Source organism: Crocosphaera watsonii WH 8501 (assembly GCF_000167195.1).
In the GTDB taxonomy this organism is placed as follows: Bacteria; Cyanobacteriota; Cyanobacteriia; order Cyanobacteriales; family Microcystaceae; genus Crocosphaera; species Crocosphaera watsonii.
In genome coordinates this window covers 29075-45810 of record NZ_AADV02000010.1, presented here as the reverse complement: position 1 = coordinate 45810, position 16736 = coordinate 29075, and the positions used below count along the sequence as shown (strand labels likewise).

The 16736-nt window shown below is 36.0% G+C and carries 16 protein-coding genes, 1 other RNA gene and 5 pseudogenes; 7 read left to right on the top strand and 15 right to left on the bottom strand.

Annotated elements, in window-relative coordinates:
- Both CWATDRAFT_RS12575 and CWATDRAFT_RS12570 read right to left on the bottom strand, forming a co-directional pair.
- A pseudogene (locus CWATDRAFT_RS12575) lies at positions 1–780 on the bottom strand (IS1634 family transposase); the annotation flags it as partial.
- Between the two features lie 140 nt (positions 781–920).
- A pseudogene (locus tag CWATDRAFT_RS12570) lies at positions 921–1715 on the bottom strand (RNA-guided endonuclease InsQ/TnpB family protein); the annotation flags it as partial.
- Positions 1716–1927: 212 nt separating this feature from the next.
- Between CWATDRAFT_RS12570 and rnpB the strand changes: the two are divergent.
- Positions 1928–2282, top strand: an RNA gene (gene rnpB / locus CWATDRAFT_RS31730) — RNase P RNA component class A.
- 140 nt (positions 2283–2422) lie between these two features.
- Here the strand turns inward: rnpB and CWATDRAFT_RS38550 are convergent.
- From CWATDRAFT_RS38550 to CWATDRAFT_RS12540, 8 genes and pseudogenes are all read right to left on the bottom strand, one after another.
- A pseudogene (locus CWATDRAFT_RS38550) lies at positions 2423–3124 on the bottom strand (serine/threonine-protein kinase); the annotation flags it as partial.
- 146 nt (positions 3125–3270) lie between these two features.
- Positions 3271–3765, bottom strand: a complete 495-nt coding sequence (locus CWATDRAFT_RS38545) for an FHA domain-containing protein (RefSeq protein WP_007305371.1) — start codon at positions 3763–3765, stop codon at positions 3271–3273.
- A 9-nt stretch (positions 3766–3774) separates the two neighbouring features.
- Positions 3775–4023: a hypothetical protein gene (locus tag CWATDRAFT_RS12560; RefSeq protein WP_007305370.1), complete on the bottom strand. Its 249-nt coding sequence runs from the start codon at positions 4021–4023 to the stop codon at positions 3775–3777.
- Positions 4023–4247: a hypothetical protein gene (locus CWATDRAFT_RS12555; RefSeq protein WP_007310626.1), complete on the bottom strand. Its 225-nt coding sequence runs from the start codon at positions 4245–4247 to the stop codon at positions 4023–4025. The genes CWATDRAFT_RS12560 and CWATDRAFT_RS12555 overlap by 1 nt, the downstream gene beginning before the upstream one ends.
- A gap of 51 nt (positions 4248–4298) precedes the next feature.
- A pseudogene (locus CWATDRAFT_RS39765) lies at positions 4299–4724 on the bottom strand (putative toxin-antitoxin system toxin component, PIN family).
- On the bottom strand, positions 4715–4942 hold the full coding sequence (locus tag CWATDRAFT_RS12550; protein ID WP_157134075.1) for a hypothetical protein: 228 nt from the start codon (positions 4940–4942) through the stop codon (positions 4715–4717). Before CWATDRAFT_RS12550 ends, CWATDRAFT_RS39765 begins: the two are co-directional and overlap by 10 nt.
- A gap of 310 nt (positions 4943–5252) precedes the next feature.
- Positions 5253–6563 carry a serine/threonine-protein kinase gene (locus tag CWATDRAFT_RS12545; protein ID WP_007305368.1) on the bottom strand — a complete coding sequence of 437 codons (1311 nt, stop codon included), beginning with the start codon at positions 6561–6563 and terminating at the stop codon, positions 5253–5255.
- Positions 6564–6760: 197 nt separating this feature from the next.
- Complete coding sequence (locus CWATDRAFT_RS12540; RefSeq protein ID WP_007305367.1) at positions 6761–7132, bottom strand: single-stranded DNA-binding protein; 372 nt, start codon at positions 7130–7132, stop codon at positions 6761–6763.
- Between the two features lie 147 nt (positions 7133–7279).
- Here CWATDRAFT_RS12540 and CWATDRAFT_RS12535 point away from each other — a divergent pair, with 147 nt between their 5' ends.
- Together CWATDRAFT_RS12535 and CWATDRAFT_RS12530 are read left to right on the top strand one after the other, a co-directional pair.
- Complete coding sequence (locus CWATDRAFT_RS12535; RefSeq protein ID WP_007305366.1) at positions 7280–7678, top strand: DUF3750 domain-containing protein; 399 nt, start codon at positions 7280–7282, stop codon at positions 7676–7678.
- Positions 7679–7890: 212 nt separating this feature from the next.
- The gene (locus CWATDRAFT_RS12530) at positions 7891–8073 is read left to right on the top strand and encodes a hypothetical protein (protein WP_007310775.1); all 183 of its coding nucleotides are present in this window, start codon (positions 7891–7893) and stop codon (positions 8071–8073) included.
- Between the two features lie 165 nt (positions 8074–8238).
- Here CWATDRAFT_RS12530 and CWATDRAFT_RS12525 read toward each other — a convergent pair whose 3' ends face one another.
- The gene (locus CWATDRAFT_RS12525; RefSeq protein WP_007305364.1) at positions 8239–8514 is read right to left on the bottom strand and encodes a hypothetical protein; all 276 of its coding nucleotides are present in this window, start codon (positions 8512–8514) and stop codon (positions 8239–8241) included.
- A gap of 26 nt (positions 8515–8540) precedes the next feature.
- Here CWATDRAFT_RS12525 and mnmE point away from each other — a divergent pair, with 26 nt between their 5' ends.
- Positions 8541–9923 carry a tRNA uridine-5-carboxymethylaminomethyl(34) synthesis GTPase MnmE gene (gene mnmE / locus CWATDRAFT_RS12520; protein WP_007305363.1) on the top strand — a complete coding sequence of 461 codons (1383 nt, stop codon included), beginning with the start codon at positions 8541–8543 and terminating at the stop codon, positions 9921–9923.
- A gap of 239 nt (positions 9924–10162) precedes the next feature.
- Here the strand turns inward: mnmE and CWATDRAFT_RS39760 are convergent, their stop codons facing one another.
- The 3 genes and pseudogenes from CWATDRAFT_RS39760 to CWATDRAFT_RS12510 all read right to left on the bottom strand — a co-directional run bounded on the left by CWATDRAFT_RS39760 (position 10163) and on the right by CWATDRAFT_RS12510 (position 12547).
- Positions 10163–10804 carry a transposase gene (locus tag CWATDRAFT_RS39760; RefSeq protein WP_007303468.1) on the bottom strand — a complete coding sequence of 214 codons (642 nt, stop codon included), beginning with the start codon at positions 10802–10804 and terminating at the stop codon, positions 10163–10165.
- Positions 10805–10868: 64 nt separating this feature from the next.
- Positions 10869–11449, bottom strand: a pseudogene (locus tag CWATDRAFT_RS39755) (helix-turn-helix domain-containing protein).
- Between the two features lie 117 nt (positions 11450–11566).
- A complete protein-coding gene (locus CWATDRAFT_RS12510) occupies positions 11567–12547 on the bottom strand; it encodes a stage II sporulation protein M (protein WP_007305361.1) in 981 nt (326 codons plus the stop codon).
- A gap of 187 nt (positions 12548–12734) precedes the next feature.
- On the opposite strand from CWATDRAFT_RS12510, the gene CWATDRAFT_RS12505 reads away from it, so the two are divergent.
- The 3 genes from CWATDRAFT_RS12505 (at position 12735) to CWATDRAFT_RS12495 (ending at position 15766) form a co-directional block, all read left to right on the top strand.
- Complete coding sequence (locus tag CWATDRAFT_RS12505) at positions 12735–14009, top strand: RNA-guided endonuclease InsQ/TnpB family protein (protein WP_007305360.1); 1275 nt, start codon at positions 12735–12737, stop codon at positions 14007–14009.
- Positions 14010–14098: 89 nt separating this feature from the next.
- Positions 14099–14929, top strand: coding sequence for a hypothetical protein (locus CWATDRAFT_RS12500; protein WP_007305359.1), 831 nt, complete (start codon positions 14099–14101; stop codon positions 14927–14929).
- 54 nt (positions 14930–14983) lie between these two features.
- Positions 14984–15766, top strand: a complete 783-nt coding sequence (locus CWATDRAFT_RS12495) for an RDD family protein (RefSeq protein WP_007305358.1) — start codon at positions 14984–14986, stop codon at positions 15764–15766.
- 243 nt (positions 15767–16009) lie between these two features.
- Here CWATDRAFT_RS12495 and CWATDRAFT_RS12490 read toward each other — a convergent pair whose 3' ends face one another.
- Positions 16010–16735, bottom strand: a complete 726-nt coding sequence (locus CWATDRAFT_RS12490; RefSeq protein ID WP_007305357.1) for a helix-turn-helix domain-containing protein — start codon at positions 16733–16735, stop codon at positions 16010–16012.
- Between the last annotated feature and the right edge of the window lies 1 nt (position 16736).

The window sequence follows — 16736 nt, the reverse complement described above, 5'->3', positions numbered from 1 at the left end:
GGACGGCAGGGCAGCTGCATGCTGCAGGTCGATCTAGCAGGACCCTTGTACATTTTAAATGTTGGATTAGTTGGAGATTTCTTGACCATATAAAGCACTATCACAAACCATGATACTATCAAACTTTATTTGCTTTTTGAATTCTACTAAAACTTTTCCAAATACAGCTTTATCAGATTCATTTCCATCTCCTACTCTCACAAATAATGGAATATCTCCATCTTGGCTTGTTATTAAATCCAAGACACATTGTTTTAAGTCTGGTCTATGATCCCGAGAATATCCTTTCTTAATAAAAATTGGTCTTTCTTTAATAATTTTTTCTTCTTCCTGTTTCTCTTTATCTTCTTCCCTTTTATATTCTCCATCTAAATGAAATGATGTGGAATCTAAATGGGAGTATTTAAGGTCTATTTTAAATTTTTTAATTACTTCTAAAACTACTTCAATAAAAATATCATTTAGTCCATATTTATATAATTCATCCATTACTCTCCCAATTTTATCATCATTAAGGTAATCAGGTTTAATTCTTTCTCCTAACAATTTCTCAATGGCTTTATCTTGAAAAAACTGACTGAATAAAGATAGAGGTCTTGAAACAAATCCTAGTCCATTGATTAAAATAGACTTAACTACTGTACCTGCTGAGATTTTTTCTCTAACATCTATTCCTAATTTATTATTAATTATTTTGACTATTCCTATTTCATCAATTAAACCAGTTACTATCCCTAAATGGTCTAAATTTTTAACTTGTATTTCTTCTAAATAAGACATTTTTCGCTCTTTTTTTACAGAGGAAACAACTTAAGCAATTATCCCACTTTTTTGTCTTCAAGAGCTTAAGCAATTATACTTAATTATTAACCCCAGGCTTGTAGTATTTAATGCTACTTTTTGAAGTGCGGAATCTGGGATCTAGCTATCTTTAGGTTTAACTTGTGTCTATTATTAGAGCCTTTTTTCTTATTCCTTAATCTACGTTGCAGCAACTTCCGCTTGCGTTGTAGTCGGTTTAAGAAGCGAGGTCTATCAACAAGTTCTCCATCTGAAGTAACTAAGAATTTATCTAAACCTAAGTCAATACCTAATGGGTGTCCAATCCCCCCTTTCATTCCCCCCTTCATAAGGGGGGTTAGGGGGGATGGAATATTGACATCTAATTGCATGGAGAGCATCACAAAGTAGCCCGATGCCTTCCTAACAATACGAGCTTGTTTTATCTCAAAACCATCAGGTATCTTTCTAGATTTTCGAAACTTTATCCACCCTATCTGCGGTAACTTAATCTGATTACCCTTGAGACAATCTTTTAGCATCTGAGGGTAAACAAAAGACCGCATTCTATACCTATTCTTAAAACGAGGAAAGCCAAAGTTTTTCGACTTCATATCATCAAAAGCCCTGTCTAAAGCTCTAAGAACTTGCTGTAGAACTTGGGCGTTAACTGACTTAAGAAGCTCGTTATTTTTCTTAGCTTTTGTTAGGGCTAAGGCTTGATTGTGGTAGCTAGGATAAGGAGTATCTGGAGGTATAATATACTCTTGCTAAGAAGAGCATTGCTGTACAGGAGATTTTCTAGAGTTTAACCAATCCTTACGCTCACGCAAAGCATGATTCCAGACGAAACGGCAAACGTTTAAGGTGTGTTCTATGACCTCAATTTGCTGCCTGTCTGGAATGAGCTTGTACTCGTAAGTTAAGGTTAGCAATTTCTCGACCCCGTAATCATGCTTTTATTAGCTTATCATAATCTACACGATATTTAAAACCGTGTAAATCGTCTCCCGTTGGTTGGTTTATTTATTGGTTGCTATTCATGAGGGGCTGTGGGCGGAAGTGGTTCCGCCCACAGCCCCGTCTCGCCGTTAAGCTACGCGCTCAACGGGAGTCCAAGGCGCAACAATTAAGATAGAATTAGAAAAGAGTTGGCGCGAGAGTTGCGCATGGGTCATTTTAACCCATTCGAGGAAAGTCCGGACTCCCGAAAGATCAGACTTGCTGGATAATTCCCAGTGCGCGTGAGCGTGAGGATAGTGCCACAGAAAAATACCGCCTATGGCAACGTAGGTAAGGGTGCAAAGGTGTCGGTAAGAGCGCACCAGCAGTATCGTGAGGTACTGGCTCGGTAAACCCCGGTTGGGAGCAAGGTCGGAGGGGCAAAAGGTTGGTCTTTTTCCTGTCCCGTTTTAGGTGTACCGCATGAGGCGTTTGGTAACATACGTCCCAGATAGATAACTCTCCATTGAACAGAATCCGGCTTATGTCCAACTCTTTTCTTTTAATCATTCTATCAAATTTTTAATTGTCATTCCGAAGAACGAGGAATCTCTTTAACAATTAACAATGAATAATTGTCATTCCGAGGAACGAGGAATCTCAGTAACTTCCTAAGCATAATAGATAATATAATAACAAATCATAAGTTATTAATCAATGCTTGTTTAAAAGTTTCTGCCTCTTTAAAATGTAATTCAGGATTATCCTGTAAAGCAAGATCAATAATATTAGCTAAAACATCAGGAATATTAACATTTCTTTGACGAATAGACACCGGAGAATCTTGTAAAATAGCTAGAAAAGGATCTTTATTATTTAAGTCACGGGGAAAGTATCCTGTTAACATATAATACAGAGTTGCTGCCGTCGCCCAAATATCCACTTCTGGTTGTACATATTTGAAGTTTAACACCTGTTGACGACACATAAATAGGGGAGTCCCTGCTTTATTTCCCGTCATTGTTCGTCCGCTTAAACCAGCTAAATCAAAGACTTTTGATAATCCATAATCTGCTAATTTTACTATATTTTTGCCTTGACTTTTTACTAAAAATATGTTAGCAGGTTTAATATCTCGATGAACTAAACTTTGACCTTGTTTGATGCTTCCATCAGCTTGTTTTATGTTAGGAATATCTGCATGATGAGCATAAATTAAAGCATCCAAAACCTGATAAATAATGTTGAATGCTTCCTCAATATTTAGTTTACCACCTCGTTGCTGCATTAAGTCTTCTACTGTTCCCCCATTGCAATATTCTAGGGTAAAGAAAAAGGTTCCTTGATCATATCCTGTATCTCGTAATTGTACAATATTGGGATGGTTTAAAGCTTTAGTATTTTCTGCTTCTCTTAGGAATGATTGTACAGCATAATCATTAGCAGCAACTTGGGTAAGAGCATTTTTAAAGCAACCTTTTCTCCCGTCTGTTTATTCCTAGCTAAAAATACTTCACTAAAACCCCCTTCTCCTATTTTTTCGATAATTTAATATTCTTTTAAATTGCTTAAATTTTCTTCTGTTTGCGCACGTTTTAAGAGATTTTGTAAGAAGTTGAAAAAGTTAAATTTATTTGAGTTTTCTATGGGATCAGGTTTCCAAGTTGTAGCGATTTTCTTTTCTATTTCTATAGAGACTTGAAAAATAGTTTTACTTAGTTTTAACTCATCTCCTCTTTTTAAATCATATTCAGGAAATTTTATTTTTGCTGCTTCTTCTGGGGTTTGGTTTGCTTCTCGTTGTCCTATTTTTTTATTGTTAACATAAGTCCCATTTTTACTCCCAAAGTCTCGTACTCGAATATCGGGGGGATTAATATCTAATAAACAATGATAACGAGAAATTGTGTTATGATCTGCATCATCAGGAAGTTTGGGATAACAGTCAAGATGTCGACCTATAATACAAGTTGTTCGATCTGTAAATTCAAAGGTTTTTCCTTTTAACTTTCCTTCAATTATTGTTAATTTTACTTTATTCATTGTTCTTTTTTAATCATCAGGTAAGGTTAAAATTTCATCTCCAATTAAATCAGGTAGATTTTCGGTATGTACTTTTAAATGAGTGATTGCACCAGTTAATTCTGCTAAGATATCACCTTTTTGATCATCGGTAAGATTGGACAGTCTTAGTTGACTGAGTAAAAATAAAACTGTTTCACATTCTTCTCCTAATTCTAATAATAAAGTTGCTAGTTTTGAATTTACTTTTAAGGGTTTTCCATCAATATTAGATAGCATTATTTACCTCTTTTTAATCTTTTTTCTGCTTGTGCGATACTTTTTTCTAATCCCATAATTTCTTTTCTACAATAATTAATTAAGTTGTGATAAGGAGACTCTTTCTTTTCTTCATCAGCAATTTTTTGATGATGTCTGAGAATTTGATAACGAATACTTTCAACAGATAAACTAGACTCCGGTAATGCTTCGATTTCTACTATGATTTTTTCTTTAGTATTCATCGTTAATTTTTATTTTGGCTGCTTTTAAGTTTAATTATACAATATATTTTTTTAGGAAAGTTGACTTAATAACGTTTGAGTCGTCCAAGTTGGACATCCACACCCGAAAAAATCATAATCCTGTGTCCAAATGGATGCTGGTAACGCTAAAGATAAAGCAACTGTTTCCCAGTCATTAGGATCTCTGGGAATGCGTTTTCTAGCTTCTTCTTCAAAAGATTGATAATAAGATAAGGGAATAGTCGTTATTTTCTGATTAATTAAAGTTAAAGATGTTTCTAACTGTAATTAACCTAAATATTCCGTTAAATCTGTTTTATTAACTATAATTTTTATCCGCTTTTTTAGCGCATATTCAACTTCATTTCTCATCTTTTCAGCTAAAAATAAGTCTAGCAAATCTGAACTAATCAAGTCTCTTCCTCGCTTTCTCAGAAGTTCAGATATTAAGATATTTGTATCAACAACTAAAGGTATGAGTTTTCTTGTACATTCATAAACATTGAAAGATATTCATCTTCAGTTAAACCTGTCTTAGCTAATACTTTTTCCATAATAGTATCTAATTTTTCTTTAGCTACTTTAACTTTATCATGATCAATAGCAGGATAATAATAGCCTACAAATTTTCCGTTATGCTCGATAGAGATAGGTTCTTTTTGTGTTAATAAAGCTTCTTTTGTTAACTCATCCAATTTAATGTTTTTCATTATAATTAATAAAATTATATAAACAAATGATTCTAAATACTATTATTATACAACACGATCAAATATTAATCAGAATTAACCCCTGATAGACAACACATAAAATGATGGGCTTAACGAAGTCAGAAGTCAGAAGTCAGAAGTCAGAAGTTGTTTTTGAAACAGAGATTTATGCTCCGCTTCAAAAACTATGCGCCTTAAAAGGCGGGGTTTTAGACCCAACTATTTTCGATAATAATATTATGCCCCTACAAACATATATTCTTAAAATTCATCTACAAGCCTTATATGCTAAACTTTACAAGTCTTCACGCGAGAGAAGAGATGTGATAAAACCTCCATCACCACCTACTTCGACTATAAAATAGAAAAAAAATCTAAAACTCGGAAGGTGTCCCACTGGTGCTGATGTATTATATGTAATATGATCGTGCCACAACCAACTTCCTCCTTTACACCATCCTACCGCATCACCGAAGGCTATCCATATTTCCTCGTTATAGTGTCTTGTGCCTCCTAAACGGTGGTAAATTTCCTTTTGGACAGAAAAGCCAAACTTACCCCCACTATAGTCTAACCAAAGCTGATTGATGGTGCGTAAATCAGTACAGGGCAGGTTATCTATATCCTTATGCCATCTAGCGTTCACACCTTTGCGATTTGTTGCTTTATAGATCACTCCCACCGTACATATATCTGCTTCTTCCCATTTTCCTGCTTTTAATAAGTCTCTTAACTTACTATAATCTACACCCCTATCTGATGATAAATCATCCTTTTTGGGTTGAGGTATTTGTACAGGTTTAGGTAATAATAAATATAAAAATTCTTGAATGGTTTGCGGACGACTTTCGGGTTTTAATTCCATCCCTTTAAGAATAGCATTATTAACGCGATCGCTTATTTTATTATTAAACTGTTGGGGAGGAGGTAAAGTAGCATAACTACGAAACTGTGCAGGAAGAGGAACCTCATCGGTTAATAAGTTATATAAGGTTGCTGCTAAAGCATAAACATCTGTATAAATGCCTCTTTTTGCTCGTTCTTCGTATTGCTCAGGAGGCGAATAACCATCCTTTCTATAATTAGTATGGGTTTTGGTTTCTCCTGCGGTAAACTCCCTCGCTATACCAAAATCAATTAATTTAACAGTATTTATAGACAATAAAATATTATTGGGTTTCACATCTCGATGCAAAAAACCTTGAGAATGAATATAACTTAATGCTTCTCCTATTTGTTGAATAATTGGTAAAGAACTCGCTTCATTAAACACACCGTTTTTTTGTAAGTAAACCGCTAAATCATCCCCTTTGATATATTCCATGACCATATACCAAAATCCATCCTTCTCAAATACATTATGAACGCTAACAATATGAGGGTGACTACATTTTGCTAATAAAAAAGCTTCTTTAATAAACTTATTTTGTAAATCGAGAAAGTTGTCTTTTCCTTGTACTGTTGCATTTAATGTTTTAATAGCTATTTGCTCATTTGATGGGTTTTCTGTTGCTAGATAAGTAATCCCAAAACCACCAGCACCTAAAATAGAATTAATTGTATAACGTCCATTTTGGAGATTTTCTCCAGTATTTAGATGTCTCATAGAAAATAAAAATTAGTAAATTATTCAATAAATACAGTAAATTTTAAGATAATTGTAGGGTGTATTAGCTTAGGATAATACACCAACATTAACCATCTATTATGAAATAGTATAAATAAAATTTTTGAAAATATGAGTCTTATTTATACTATTTACTTTGTTTTAGATAGTTAGAAAATTCAGATATTTTTTATCCATTAAAACTCATCGTTTCCTCCTGAATAACCACTGACTAAACCAGGCTCATTATCTCTTTTAGAACCCAATAAATCTAAACGAGAAACATTAATAACAGGTTTAGAACGTTCAGCATTTGTGTTTCTATCTGTCCATTTTTCGATTTTTAAGGAACCTTGAACAGCAATTAAACGACCTTTCTTGACATAATTAGCTGCTACTTCTGCTGTTTTATCCCACATCTCTAAATTAAACCAGTCCGGCTCATCACTATTACGAGAACGACGATTAACTGCTAAGGTAAAAGTACATTTTACTTTTCCTGATTCAAAATATCTGACTTCGGGATCAAAGCCGACACGTCCCACTAAATTAACAACATTTAAGCTCATAAATCTTTGCTCAACTTTATTGGTTACCAGTATCTCTATTATATCATTAACAAAGGTTGAGTAACACAGGGAATATCGGGATATTATTATGGAAAAGATGATATTCTAATTAATAACGTATCTTTAACCTTTCACCCTCAAAAGACTATGGAAACAGTTGTTGAACTACGAGCCGCTAAAATACCTTTTATTGGTTTTATTGCCGTTCATTACTGGTATGTTATTATCAGAGGAAAGCAAAAAGATCGATGGGAAGTTTGGCAAACTCAGTCTCTTTCTCAAGATAGTTGGGGTCACTTACATAAAAATTTAATGCCCTCTGAAAATGGGGTTGGTAATGGGGCAAGTTGGTGCGAAACTATCTGGACAGATACTTTAGGGAATAAACTAGCTGAAACTATTGAAAATAGTCCGATTATTTATCCTTATAATTACTCTTATCGATACTTTCCCGGCCCTAATAGTAATACCTATGTTAAGTGGATTTTAAAACAAGCAAACTGTGATTATCGACTAAGTATTAAAGGTATTGGTCAACACTATTGATTTTGTAATTCATGCCAGGAACAAAAATAAGTTTATCTTAGTCTATCATGAAGTTGTTGATTATTTATCCCTGTTCATTAATTAATTAATTTGGAACATTGTGAAAATTTTAGATGTCATAGAAACTGTACTATTTGAACAAATTAGTAGACTTAACCTTGTCATTTACTATTATTTCTTCAACCCCCGGTCTCACAACAAAAGAGAGAGTTATGAACTTAGTCTCAACCCATCCTGAAGGGATAACTGCAAAAATATTGAGCGCTCGCTTAAATCGTCCTATTTCTATGATAAACTACTGTTTAAAAGACTTAAAAGGAGCAAAATTTATACAAGGAAAATTAAACAAGGAAAATCAACAATGGATTTATTATCCTGTTAGTTTTATTAATTAATTTATCAATAAAATTGGAATTAAAGTATTATATATTATTATTTTATCATGGACTAGATAAACACAAATTAACCTATGTCTGTAGTAAGTCCTTTAGGACAGAAAAAGCTTGTAGTGAAGGCTTAAGCCTTCACTACAAGCTTTTTTATTTTTAATACTTATTGCCTCATTTTCTCTTCTTCTTCTTTTTTCGTGGTGGGGTTTGATGAGAGCCAAAATACTTTTCACTCCGATAACGCAGCCAAACTCTCAACACTTGGGGTATTTTTTCTTTTTCTTGTTTACTTAAACGATTATATAATAGTAATGCCTTTTCTCTTTCTCGTCGACAAGCTCTATTATTATGAGCATCCCAGTAGCTTCTGGCAACTCGAATACGACGACAAACTTCTTTAATCAAAGCTTCTCCTTTTAAGGGGTTTTCTTCTTTAAACATAGACATTTTTAGATAATATTTTTACTTCAATAATGACAAAAATTATAACTCAAGGAGAAACCATCGCAGCGATCGCCACGGCCATTGTCCCTCAACAGGGAAGCATTGGTATCATTCGTTTATCGGGAAATAAAGCTCTGAGTATCGCTAAAACCCTATTTATCGCCCCAGGAAACCCAAAATGGCAGTCTCATTCCATCCTTTACGGTTATATTCGTCATCCCCAAAGCCAACAGGTGATCGATGAAGCCTTACTATTAATCATGTTAGCTCCTCGTTCCTACACCCGTGAAGATGTGATAGAGTTTCACTGTCATGGGGGTATTATGCCCGTGCAACAGGTGTTACAGTTATGTATTGAACAAGGTGCTACCTTAGCCCAACCCGGAGAATTTACCTTGCGTGCTTTCCTAAATGGTAGAATCGATCTCACCCAGGCTGAAAGCATCAGCGAATTAGTCGGCGCGCGATCACAACAAGCATCCCAAATGGCACTGGCCGGGTTACAGGGAAAACTCGCTCAACCCCTGCAAAAATTACGCCATCATTGCCTAGATATTCTCGCCGAAATTGAGGCCAGGATCGACTTTGAAGAAGATTTACCACCTTTAGATAAAAAAGCCATCTCTCAGGGCTTAGAGACGATTTTAGAGCAAGTACAGACCATTTTAAACACCGCAGAGCGAGGGGAACTATTGCGCAATGGTTTAAAAGTAGCTATAGTTGGTCGTCCCAATGTGGGAAAATCAAGCTTATTAAACGCTTGGAGTCGTAGCGATCGCGCCATTGTCACCGACTTACCAGGCACAACCAGGGATGTTATCGAGTCCCAGTTAGTGGTAGGGGGTATCCCCATCCAAGTCTTAGACACAGCAGGTATCCGTCAAACAACGGATCAAGTAGAAAAAATAGGGGTTGAGCGATCGCAGTTAGCGGCCAGTCAAGCGGATCTCGTTTTACTCACCGTTGATGCTACTGTGGTATGGAGTAATCAAGACAATGAAATTTATCAGGCAATAGAGCATCGTCCCGTTATTTTAGTAATTAACAAAATTGATTTAGCCACCCCAGATTTAGCTCAATTTCCAACACAAATTAGCGAAATTGTCAAGACTTCTGCTGCCAATAATCAAGGAATCGAAGCCTTAGAAACAGCTATTTTAAAAGCCATACATCAGGATAAATTAACAGCTAGTAACCTAGACTTTGCCATTAACCAAAGACAATCGGCAGCCCTAACCCGTGCCAAAATTTCCCTAGAACAAGTACAAACCACTATCAAGGAAGAATTACCCTTAGATTTCTGGACTATTGACTTACGCTCCGCTATTCAAGCATTAGGAGAAATTACAGGAGAAGAGATCACAGAATCTGTTTTAGACAGGATTTTTAGTCGTTTTTGTATTGGTAAATAGTTGATTAATAAAAAATTAACATAATAACTTATTTCTTAACCTAAAAAGCCCTTCGATATGACTGAATGTTAAAGAAATCTGGAAAAATCATTAATGACCTTGCATTTAAGGAAAATTACTGATAACTTGTAGTCAATTTCAACGAAAGTTCATAGAAAATTGAATCATGAACAAAAAATATGTAGCTGAATTTTTTGGTACATTCTGGCTAGTGCAGCTTAGCAAAAATAATCTACCAGTCACTTATGATCTTTAAAGCCCTTAAATTTCCAAACGAACGGCTTAGCAAAATGTTGATTAAAGTAATCAATAAAATTGAGAATTTTTTGGGATAGTTCTTCAGTTGAACGGACAGTAATTCTTTTGAGTAAACGCCGGACTAAGATCGAAAACCAACACTCAATTTGATTAAGCCACGATGTATGTTTGGGAATATAAACAAAGCGAATTCGATGAGATTCATCTGATAAAAAATCTGCTCTGCTGTCCATAGATTGCAAAATCCCCTCCTTTCCTTTTCTCCCCAAATCAATAGTAATTCCACAGCTTTCTGCTACTAATTTGACTAAGCTTTCCGATTTATGAGTGTTGAGTTTATCTACAATAAAAATCCATTCTGCTTTTTCATCAATCTTAATCGTTCTCTGGATATGTTCAGAAAAATCTTGTTCTGTTCTTGTCGGTCCAATAGAGGGACTAACAACTTTTCCTCTTGCCACATCCCAGTTCGCAATCAAGCTTAAAGTTCCGTGTCTTTCATATTCAAATTCGATTTTTTCTACTTGTTTAGGCTTGATTCTTTTGTTCGGAAATAATCTCTCAAGAGCTTGAATCCCTGTCATTTCATCTGTACTAATTAAATGAATTCCTTGTTCTAACAAAGTTTTAGCTTCTTGATGAAGTTCACAGATATATTTGACTTGCTTTTTAAATTTTAAGGGATCATCAATTTTGGCATTTAACCAGTAACGAACGAGATGTGGTGTAATGTCGCTTCTTTTTAAAAAACGCCCCACACTACGGGGGGAAATCTTTTCGACAATTCCTCTTTTTATGGCTTCATCCGCCAACTCTGAAGGTGTCCAATGGCTCACTGGTCTGTCTGATTTTTCACATTCTTCACAAGCGATCGCTACAATCTGGACTACTTGTTCGACCGTAAAGGATTTTGTTGTTCCAGGTCTTGGGCGATCGCTTAAAATTCCTTTGATCAAGACCATTAATGCTTTCTCCGTTACCTGTTGTTCTTCGGCGGCACTCAGTTTTTCTCTCTCCTCAAACCATCGCGATCGCCACTGACGCACTTGTACTCGGTCTAATTCTAATCTTCGACTAATCGAACTATTGCTCTCTCCTGATGCTGCGGCTAAGATTAGCTTGGCTCGTCTAACAAGGCGATAGGGGTTTGTTGTCCCTCTCACTATTTGTTGGAGTACTGTTTTCTGTAGGTTGGAGAGGTTAATTGGCAATGCTTTTATCATGGACATCAACTTCGAGATTCTTCCGTTAGTTTCATTGAAACACATTGTCGTGGCTAGTCACGAAAGTTTCTGTAAAAATCTGGTGGATTACTTTCGCCAAGCTGCACTAGGGCGATTCATAGCACTACCCATTATAGTTAAGCTAAACCCTCTCCCCGTCAGTCACTGCGGAGTAATTGAACTGCTACTCGTGCCTTTGCTTAAACTACAATATTGGATCAAAAGTATAAACAACAGTAAACCAGCAACATATTTAAGGGGATCGGGGACAGAAGGGTTAGGGGAAAAAAAGCCCTCAATAATTCCTGCAATGAATAATAGAGGAACAATCCCAAAAACCAGTTGTGCTGCTTGTAATCCGTAGATTTTCAAGGCATCGGCCCGTTTATATTGCCCTGGAAACAGTAACGCTCTAGCAATCAATAAGCCGGCCCCTCCTGATAAAAAGATGGCGGGTAATTCCAGGGAACCATGAGGAAAGACAAAGGCCCAGAAAGGATAGGCTAAATTATTTTGTCCCACAAGCGTGGCAATGGTGCCGATGAGTAAACCGTTATAAAACAGAATAAATAGGGTCAAAATACCAGCAACAATACCACCACTAACCACTCTAAAGGACACTGACATATTATTAATCATGATGCCACTGGAGGCTAGGGGTTCCACCCCAATAATTGATCCCATCCATAACTCTTGATCATCCCGAACTTTGGTGATTAACTCTGGAGGAGCTACCATCGCGATAAAATTAGGATCGCTCCAAGCATACCACCAAGCGATCAACCCACCGACAATAAAGGTGAGAGTTGCGATCGTTGTATATGGCCAGGTTTTCTGCACCGTTTCAGGGAAACCCCAACGGTAAAATCTCCAAATACCCCCCCAGTCTTGACCACGGGGTGCTTGGTAAACTTGACTATAAGCACGGGTGGTTAACTTGTGTAAGTCTTCAATGAGAATAGTCCCGACTTTGAAGGTTTTAGCACGGGCGAGATCGGCGGATACAGAGCGATACAGTGCTGATAGTTCTTGAATTTCTGAGGCTTTTAAAGATTTAATGCCTTTTTTTTCGATTTTTTTTAACAGGAAATCCAGTCTTTGCCAATAGGGTTCCCGTCGTGCAATCCAAAGTTGAATTTTCATTATATTTTTCCTAAATTTACCTAAAATGTCGGATGAATGCCCCTGCTACATTTTTCCACAAAATGCTAACTAAAATTAGCGGGGGATGAAATCCGACCAATAAATTAACGCAAAGCAACGATTTTAATTCTTGCACTTTTATGTAAACTGTGTTAAACTTAGTTTATCCAAGGTCGAAGATTCATAAATGCTAGTTGTAGAAGCTAAACTGAAAAACGGAACACCACAGCAATACCAGAGACTGGATGAAGCCATTAGAACGTCTCAGTTTGTGCGGAATACCTGTGTTCGTTATTGGATGGATAATAAAGGGACAACCCGTAATGACCTCCAAAAGCTTTGTTCTCAATTAGCGAAAAATAAAGACACCCCTTGGGTGACTTTATTAAACTCTCAAGCCCGTCAATCCGCTGCTGATCGGGCATGGCAGTCTATTAATAGATTTTATCAAAATTGTCGTGCCAAGATATCAGGCAAAAAAGGTTTTCCTCGGTTTAAAAAATACACTCGTTCTGTTGAGTATAAACTAACGGGATATAAGCTATCTGATGACAGACGTAAAATTAAATTCACCGATGGATTTAAAGCAGGGGAATTTGATCTATGGTGTAGTCAAAGAACGTTAGTTTATTATTCAGAACAACAGATTAGACGGGTAAGAGTTGTGAGACGTTGTGACGGTTATTATTGCCAGTTTCTTATTGATGTAGAACGTCAAGAAAACCATGAACCAACGGGACAAGTAACAGGAATTGACTTGGGCTTAAAAGAGTTTTATACTGATGCCCAAGGTAATACTGTTGATAATCCACGCTATTTAAGAAAGTCAGAAAAGCGTCTTAAAAAAGCACAAAGACGATTATCAAAACGGTTCCGTAAAGGAAAGAAACAGTCTAACAACTATCACAAGCAACGGGTTAAAGTTGCCAAGCTTCATCTTAAAGTATCAAGACAACGTAAAGACAGAGCAATTAAAGATGCTTTGGCGTTAGTCCAGTCTAATGATCTGGTGGTCTATGAAGCTTTAAAAGTTAGAAACTTGGTTAAAAACCGTAAACTTGCTAAATCAATTAGTGATGCGTCTTGGTATCAATTCACTGAATGGTTGAATTATTTTGCGAAGATTTATCGCGTCGTTTGTGTTGCTGTGCCTCCCCATTTTACAACTCAAGATTGTTCAGTTTGTAGCACAAGAGTTCAAAAATCATTAAGTACCAGAACTCATCAATGTCCTAACTGTAAAGCAGTCTTAGATAGGGATCATAACGCAGCAATTAATATTCTAAAAAAAGGGTTGAAATATTTGGGAAATTATCTCAACGGTAGTGTAGGGCATACACAAACCGACCCCAACGCCTTGGGAGAGTCCGACCTCTGGGTTCTTAATGGCAACATTAAGGATTTAAGTCGTCTCGTTGAACAAGGAATTTCCAACAGCGATGTGGAAAGAATCCCCCGTTAAACTGCGTTGTAACGGGGGAGTATGTCAAAGTAACTTGCCTTAACATAATCATAGGTTGCTTTTCTGCATTTTTTTCCTGATTATCTCTGATGTCTAACCCTTCTCCAGATTACCAATCTCCTGGCCCTTTGAGTGTTGGTAATATCATTAATGCTGCTGCTCGTATTTATCGCGATCGCTTTGTTGTCTATTATAGGTTAGGCCTACTTGCCTATTGTTGGTTAATTGTCCCCATTTATGGATGGGCAAAATTCATGGCTATTTCTGGTTTATTATCCCGTTTAGCTTATGGAGAAGTTAGTGGACAACCAGAAAGTGTTAGAGACGCGCGTCGTCATATTAATCCCCGTTTGTGGACGTTTTTTGGAACTGCATTCTTAATTGGTTTAATCTTCTTGGGATGGTATATATCCTTTTTATTTATTTTTGGTATTTTAGTAGCGATTGCTACTCAGATTAATTCCTGGTTTTTGTGGGTATTTTTTGGTATTTTTGGAATACTAGCATTGATGATTTTTATTGTTAGTTTATTCTGGCTTAATTCTCGATTATATCTAGCAGATTTAGCTATAGCTGTTGAAAATCAATCTTCATCAACTAAGGCAATCAATCGTAGTTGGCAACTAACTAAACAATTTATTGGGCGAATTATATTAATTACTTTTATTGCTTTTTTAATAGCGATTCCTGTCTCCTTAGTGCTACAATTAATTGATAGTTTGATACGCTTGCTACTAATGGCAGTTTTTACCCCTGATTCTACTATTTTCGGACTTATTTATTTACCCTTATCTTTAATACTTTCTTTTTCTTTCTCTGCTTTCTTAGTTCCTTTTTGGCAAGCAATTAAAGCTGTACTTTATTACGATTTACGGACTCGTAAAGAAGGGATTGATATACAACTTCGTGATTCAATTTAATTCCTAAAAAAGTGGTATGCTCTCAACTATTCTTACTAATATATCTTCAAAACTATGGATTTTTTCAATCAATTTAAAATAGAAACTCCCGAAAGTGTTGAGTTAGAGTTTACCTTAGCAGGAATTGGCAACCGTGTCTATGCTTTCGTCATTGATATGATTATTTTAGGTCTAATTATCACGATCTTATTGATTATTGCTGCTTTCTTTTTATTCAATATTCCTATTATTTCTAGTCTTTTTGGTATCGAAGAAGAACAAGTTAGTCTATGGATCTTAGCGATTCAATTTTTCATTATTTTTGCAACTTATGTGGGTTATTTTGTTTTGTTTGAAACCCTATGGCAAGGTGAAACTCCAGGAAAAAGGTTTGTTAAAATTCGAGTAATTCAAGATAATGGTAGACCTATTACTTTACAACAAGCAACCCTACGCGCTTTATTCAAACCCGTTGATGATTTATTCTTTTTGGGGCTGTTGTTTGTAATTTTGGGTAAACGAGAAAAACGCATTGGCGACTGGGTAGCAGGAACCCTGATTATTCAAGAAGCAAAAGGCAAAAAAGGCACAGATTTAACTGTTTCACAAGAGGCAGAAAACTTAACTAAATATCTACAAAATAACACAGATTTATCTAGATTATTACCTGAAGATTTTGCCGCCCTTCGCAGATATTTACAACGAAGAGATGAAATGTTTACTGAGGCGAGAATGGAATTAGCACGAAAATTAGCCTATCAAGTTAAAGATATTATTGGTCTTCAAGAAATACCAGAAGGAACTACTAGCAATCTTTTTTTAGAAGCGGTTTATTTAGCCTATCAAAAACAGGTTTAAGAGAGTATTTGTAAAGAAAAAATGATCCCCCTCAATCCCCCTTACTAAGGGGGAAGTTTCATCATTTGCCCCCTTAGTGATCCCCCCTTTAGTTCCCCCCTTACAGAGGGGAGTAGGGGGGTTAGGGGGGATCAAAAGACTTAAGATTGACTTAACAAATACTCTCTAATAGTTATCAGTTGTGAGCATTAACTATGAATATAAGGGAACAGGGAAAAGATGAGAAAAATGATTAAAAACTGTCTAGTTTTGTTCTGTTTGTGATGGTAACTCCCCAAACATAGCTTGATAATCTCTAATAAAATGACCTAAACTCCAGAAACCAAACTGATTAGCAACTCTAGCGATAGTAATTCGTTTTCGATCCCTTACCTTCAGGTGTTGTCGTACTGCATTAAGTCGTCTAACTTTAATATAGCGCATGGGACTCATCCCAAATAAGTCCTTAAACCCATAGGATAAGGCGGAACTGCTAGATCCTAAGTTTTCAGCTAGTTGTTTTAAGGTGAGAGGTTTTTCTAAACTGTTTAATATTTGTTTTTCTGCTTGGATAATCAACTTTGCTCTTCGGGAAGGTTTTACGAAAGACTTGGAATTCAATTTGATGGGAATCTGACTAATTAACAAAGGAACAAAATCATCGCTTATCAGTTGCTCAATATGAGGTTGTTGTAACCAAGTTGGGTTGTATATTGCTAAGGCCAATATTTGTTTTAGATAATCTTTAATTTCTTTCATCCCAGTTGGTAACAAATTCACATGATTTTTACTCCGAAAATCATCGTCTATATCGTGGCGTTGTAGTTGATCTGCATAAGTATCAAAAGTCTCAATAGGGATGACAATCTGTGTTAATGCTCCACCTTGAGGAAATATTTCGTGTGCTTCGGTGTTATTGAAACCAAAAACATTACTTTGAGGTTTGACAGGGTGATGGGAGGTTTTTTCGGTAATGGAAGTGATTCCCAAT

What these genes read in the sequence shown, in the direction of transcription:
- CWATDRAFT_RS38545 (WP_007305371.1), bottom strand. Translation starts at nt 3,765, where the DNA reads ATGAATAAAGTAAAATTAACAATAATTGAAGGAAAGTTAAAAGGAAAA.
- CWATDRAFT_RS12560 (WP_007305370.1), bottom strand. Translation starts at nt 4,023, where the DNA reads ATGCTATCTAATATTGATGGAAAACCCTTAAAAGTAAATTCAAAACTA.
- CWATDRAFT_RS12555 (WP_007310626.1), bottom strand. Translation starts at nt 4,247, where the DNA reads ATGAATACTAAAGAAAAAATCATAGTAGAAATCGAAGCATTACCGGAG.
- CWATDRAFT_RS12545 (WP_007305368.1), bottom strand. Translation starts at nt 6,563, where the DNA reads ATGAGACATCTAAATACTGGAGAAAATCTCCAAAATGGACGTTATACA.
- CWATDRAFT_RS12540 (WP_007305367.1), bottom strand. Translation starts at nt 7,132, where the DNA reads ATGAGCTTAAATGTTGTTAATTTAGTGGGACGTGTCGGCTTTGATCCC.
- CWATDRAFT_RS12535 (WP_007305366.1), top strand. Translation starts at nt 7,280, where the DNA reads ATGGAAACAGTTGTTGAACTACGAGCCGCTAAAATACCTTTTATTGGT.
- CWATDRAFT_RS12530 (WP_007310775.1), top strand. Translation starts at nt 7,891, where the DNA reads ATGAACTTAGTCTCAACCCATCCTGAAGGGATAACTGCAAAAATATTG.
- CWATDRAFT_RS12525 (WP_007305364.1), bottom strand. Translation starts at nt 8,514, where the DNA reads ATGTCTATGTTTAAAGAAGAAAACCCCTTAAAAGGAGAAGCTTTGATT.
- mnmE (WP_007305363.1), top strand. Translation starts at nt 8,541, where the DNA reads ATGACAAAAATTATAACTCAAGGAGAAACCATCGCAGCGATCGCCACG.
- CWATDRAFT_RS12510 (WP_007305361.1), bottom strand. Translation starts at nt 12,547, where the DNA reads ATGAAAATTCAACTTTGGATTGCACGACGGGAACCCTATTGGCAAAGA.
- CWATDRAFT_RS12505 (WP_007305360.1), top strand. Translation starts at nt 12,735, where the DNA reads ATGCTAGTTGTAGAAGCTAAACTGAAAAACGGAACACCACAGCAATAC.
- CWATDRAFT_RS12500 (WP_007305359.1), top strand. Translation starts at nt 14,099, where the DNA reads ATGTCTAACCCTTCTCCAGATTACCAATCTCCTGGCCCTTTGAGTGTT.
- CWATDRAFT_RS12495 (WP_007305358.1), top strand. Translation starts at nt 14,984, where the DNA reads ATGGATTTTTTCAATCAATTTAAAATAGAAACTCCCGAAAGTGTTGAG.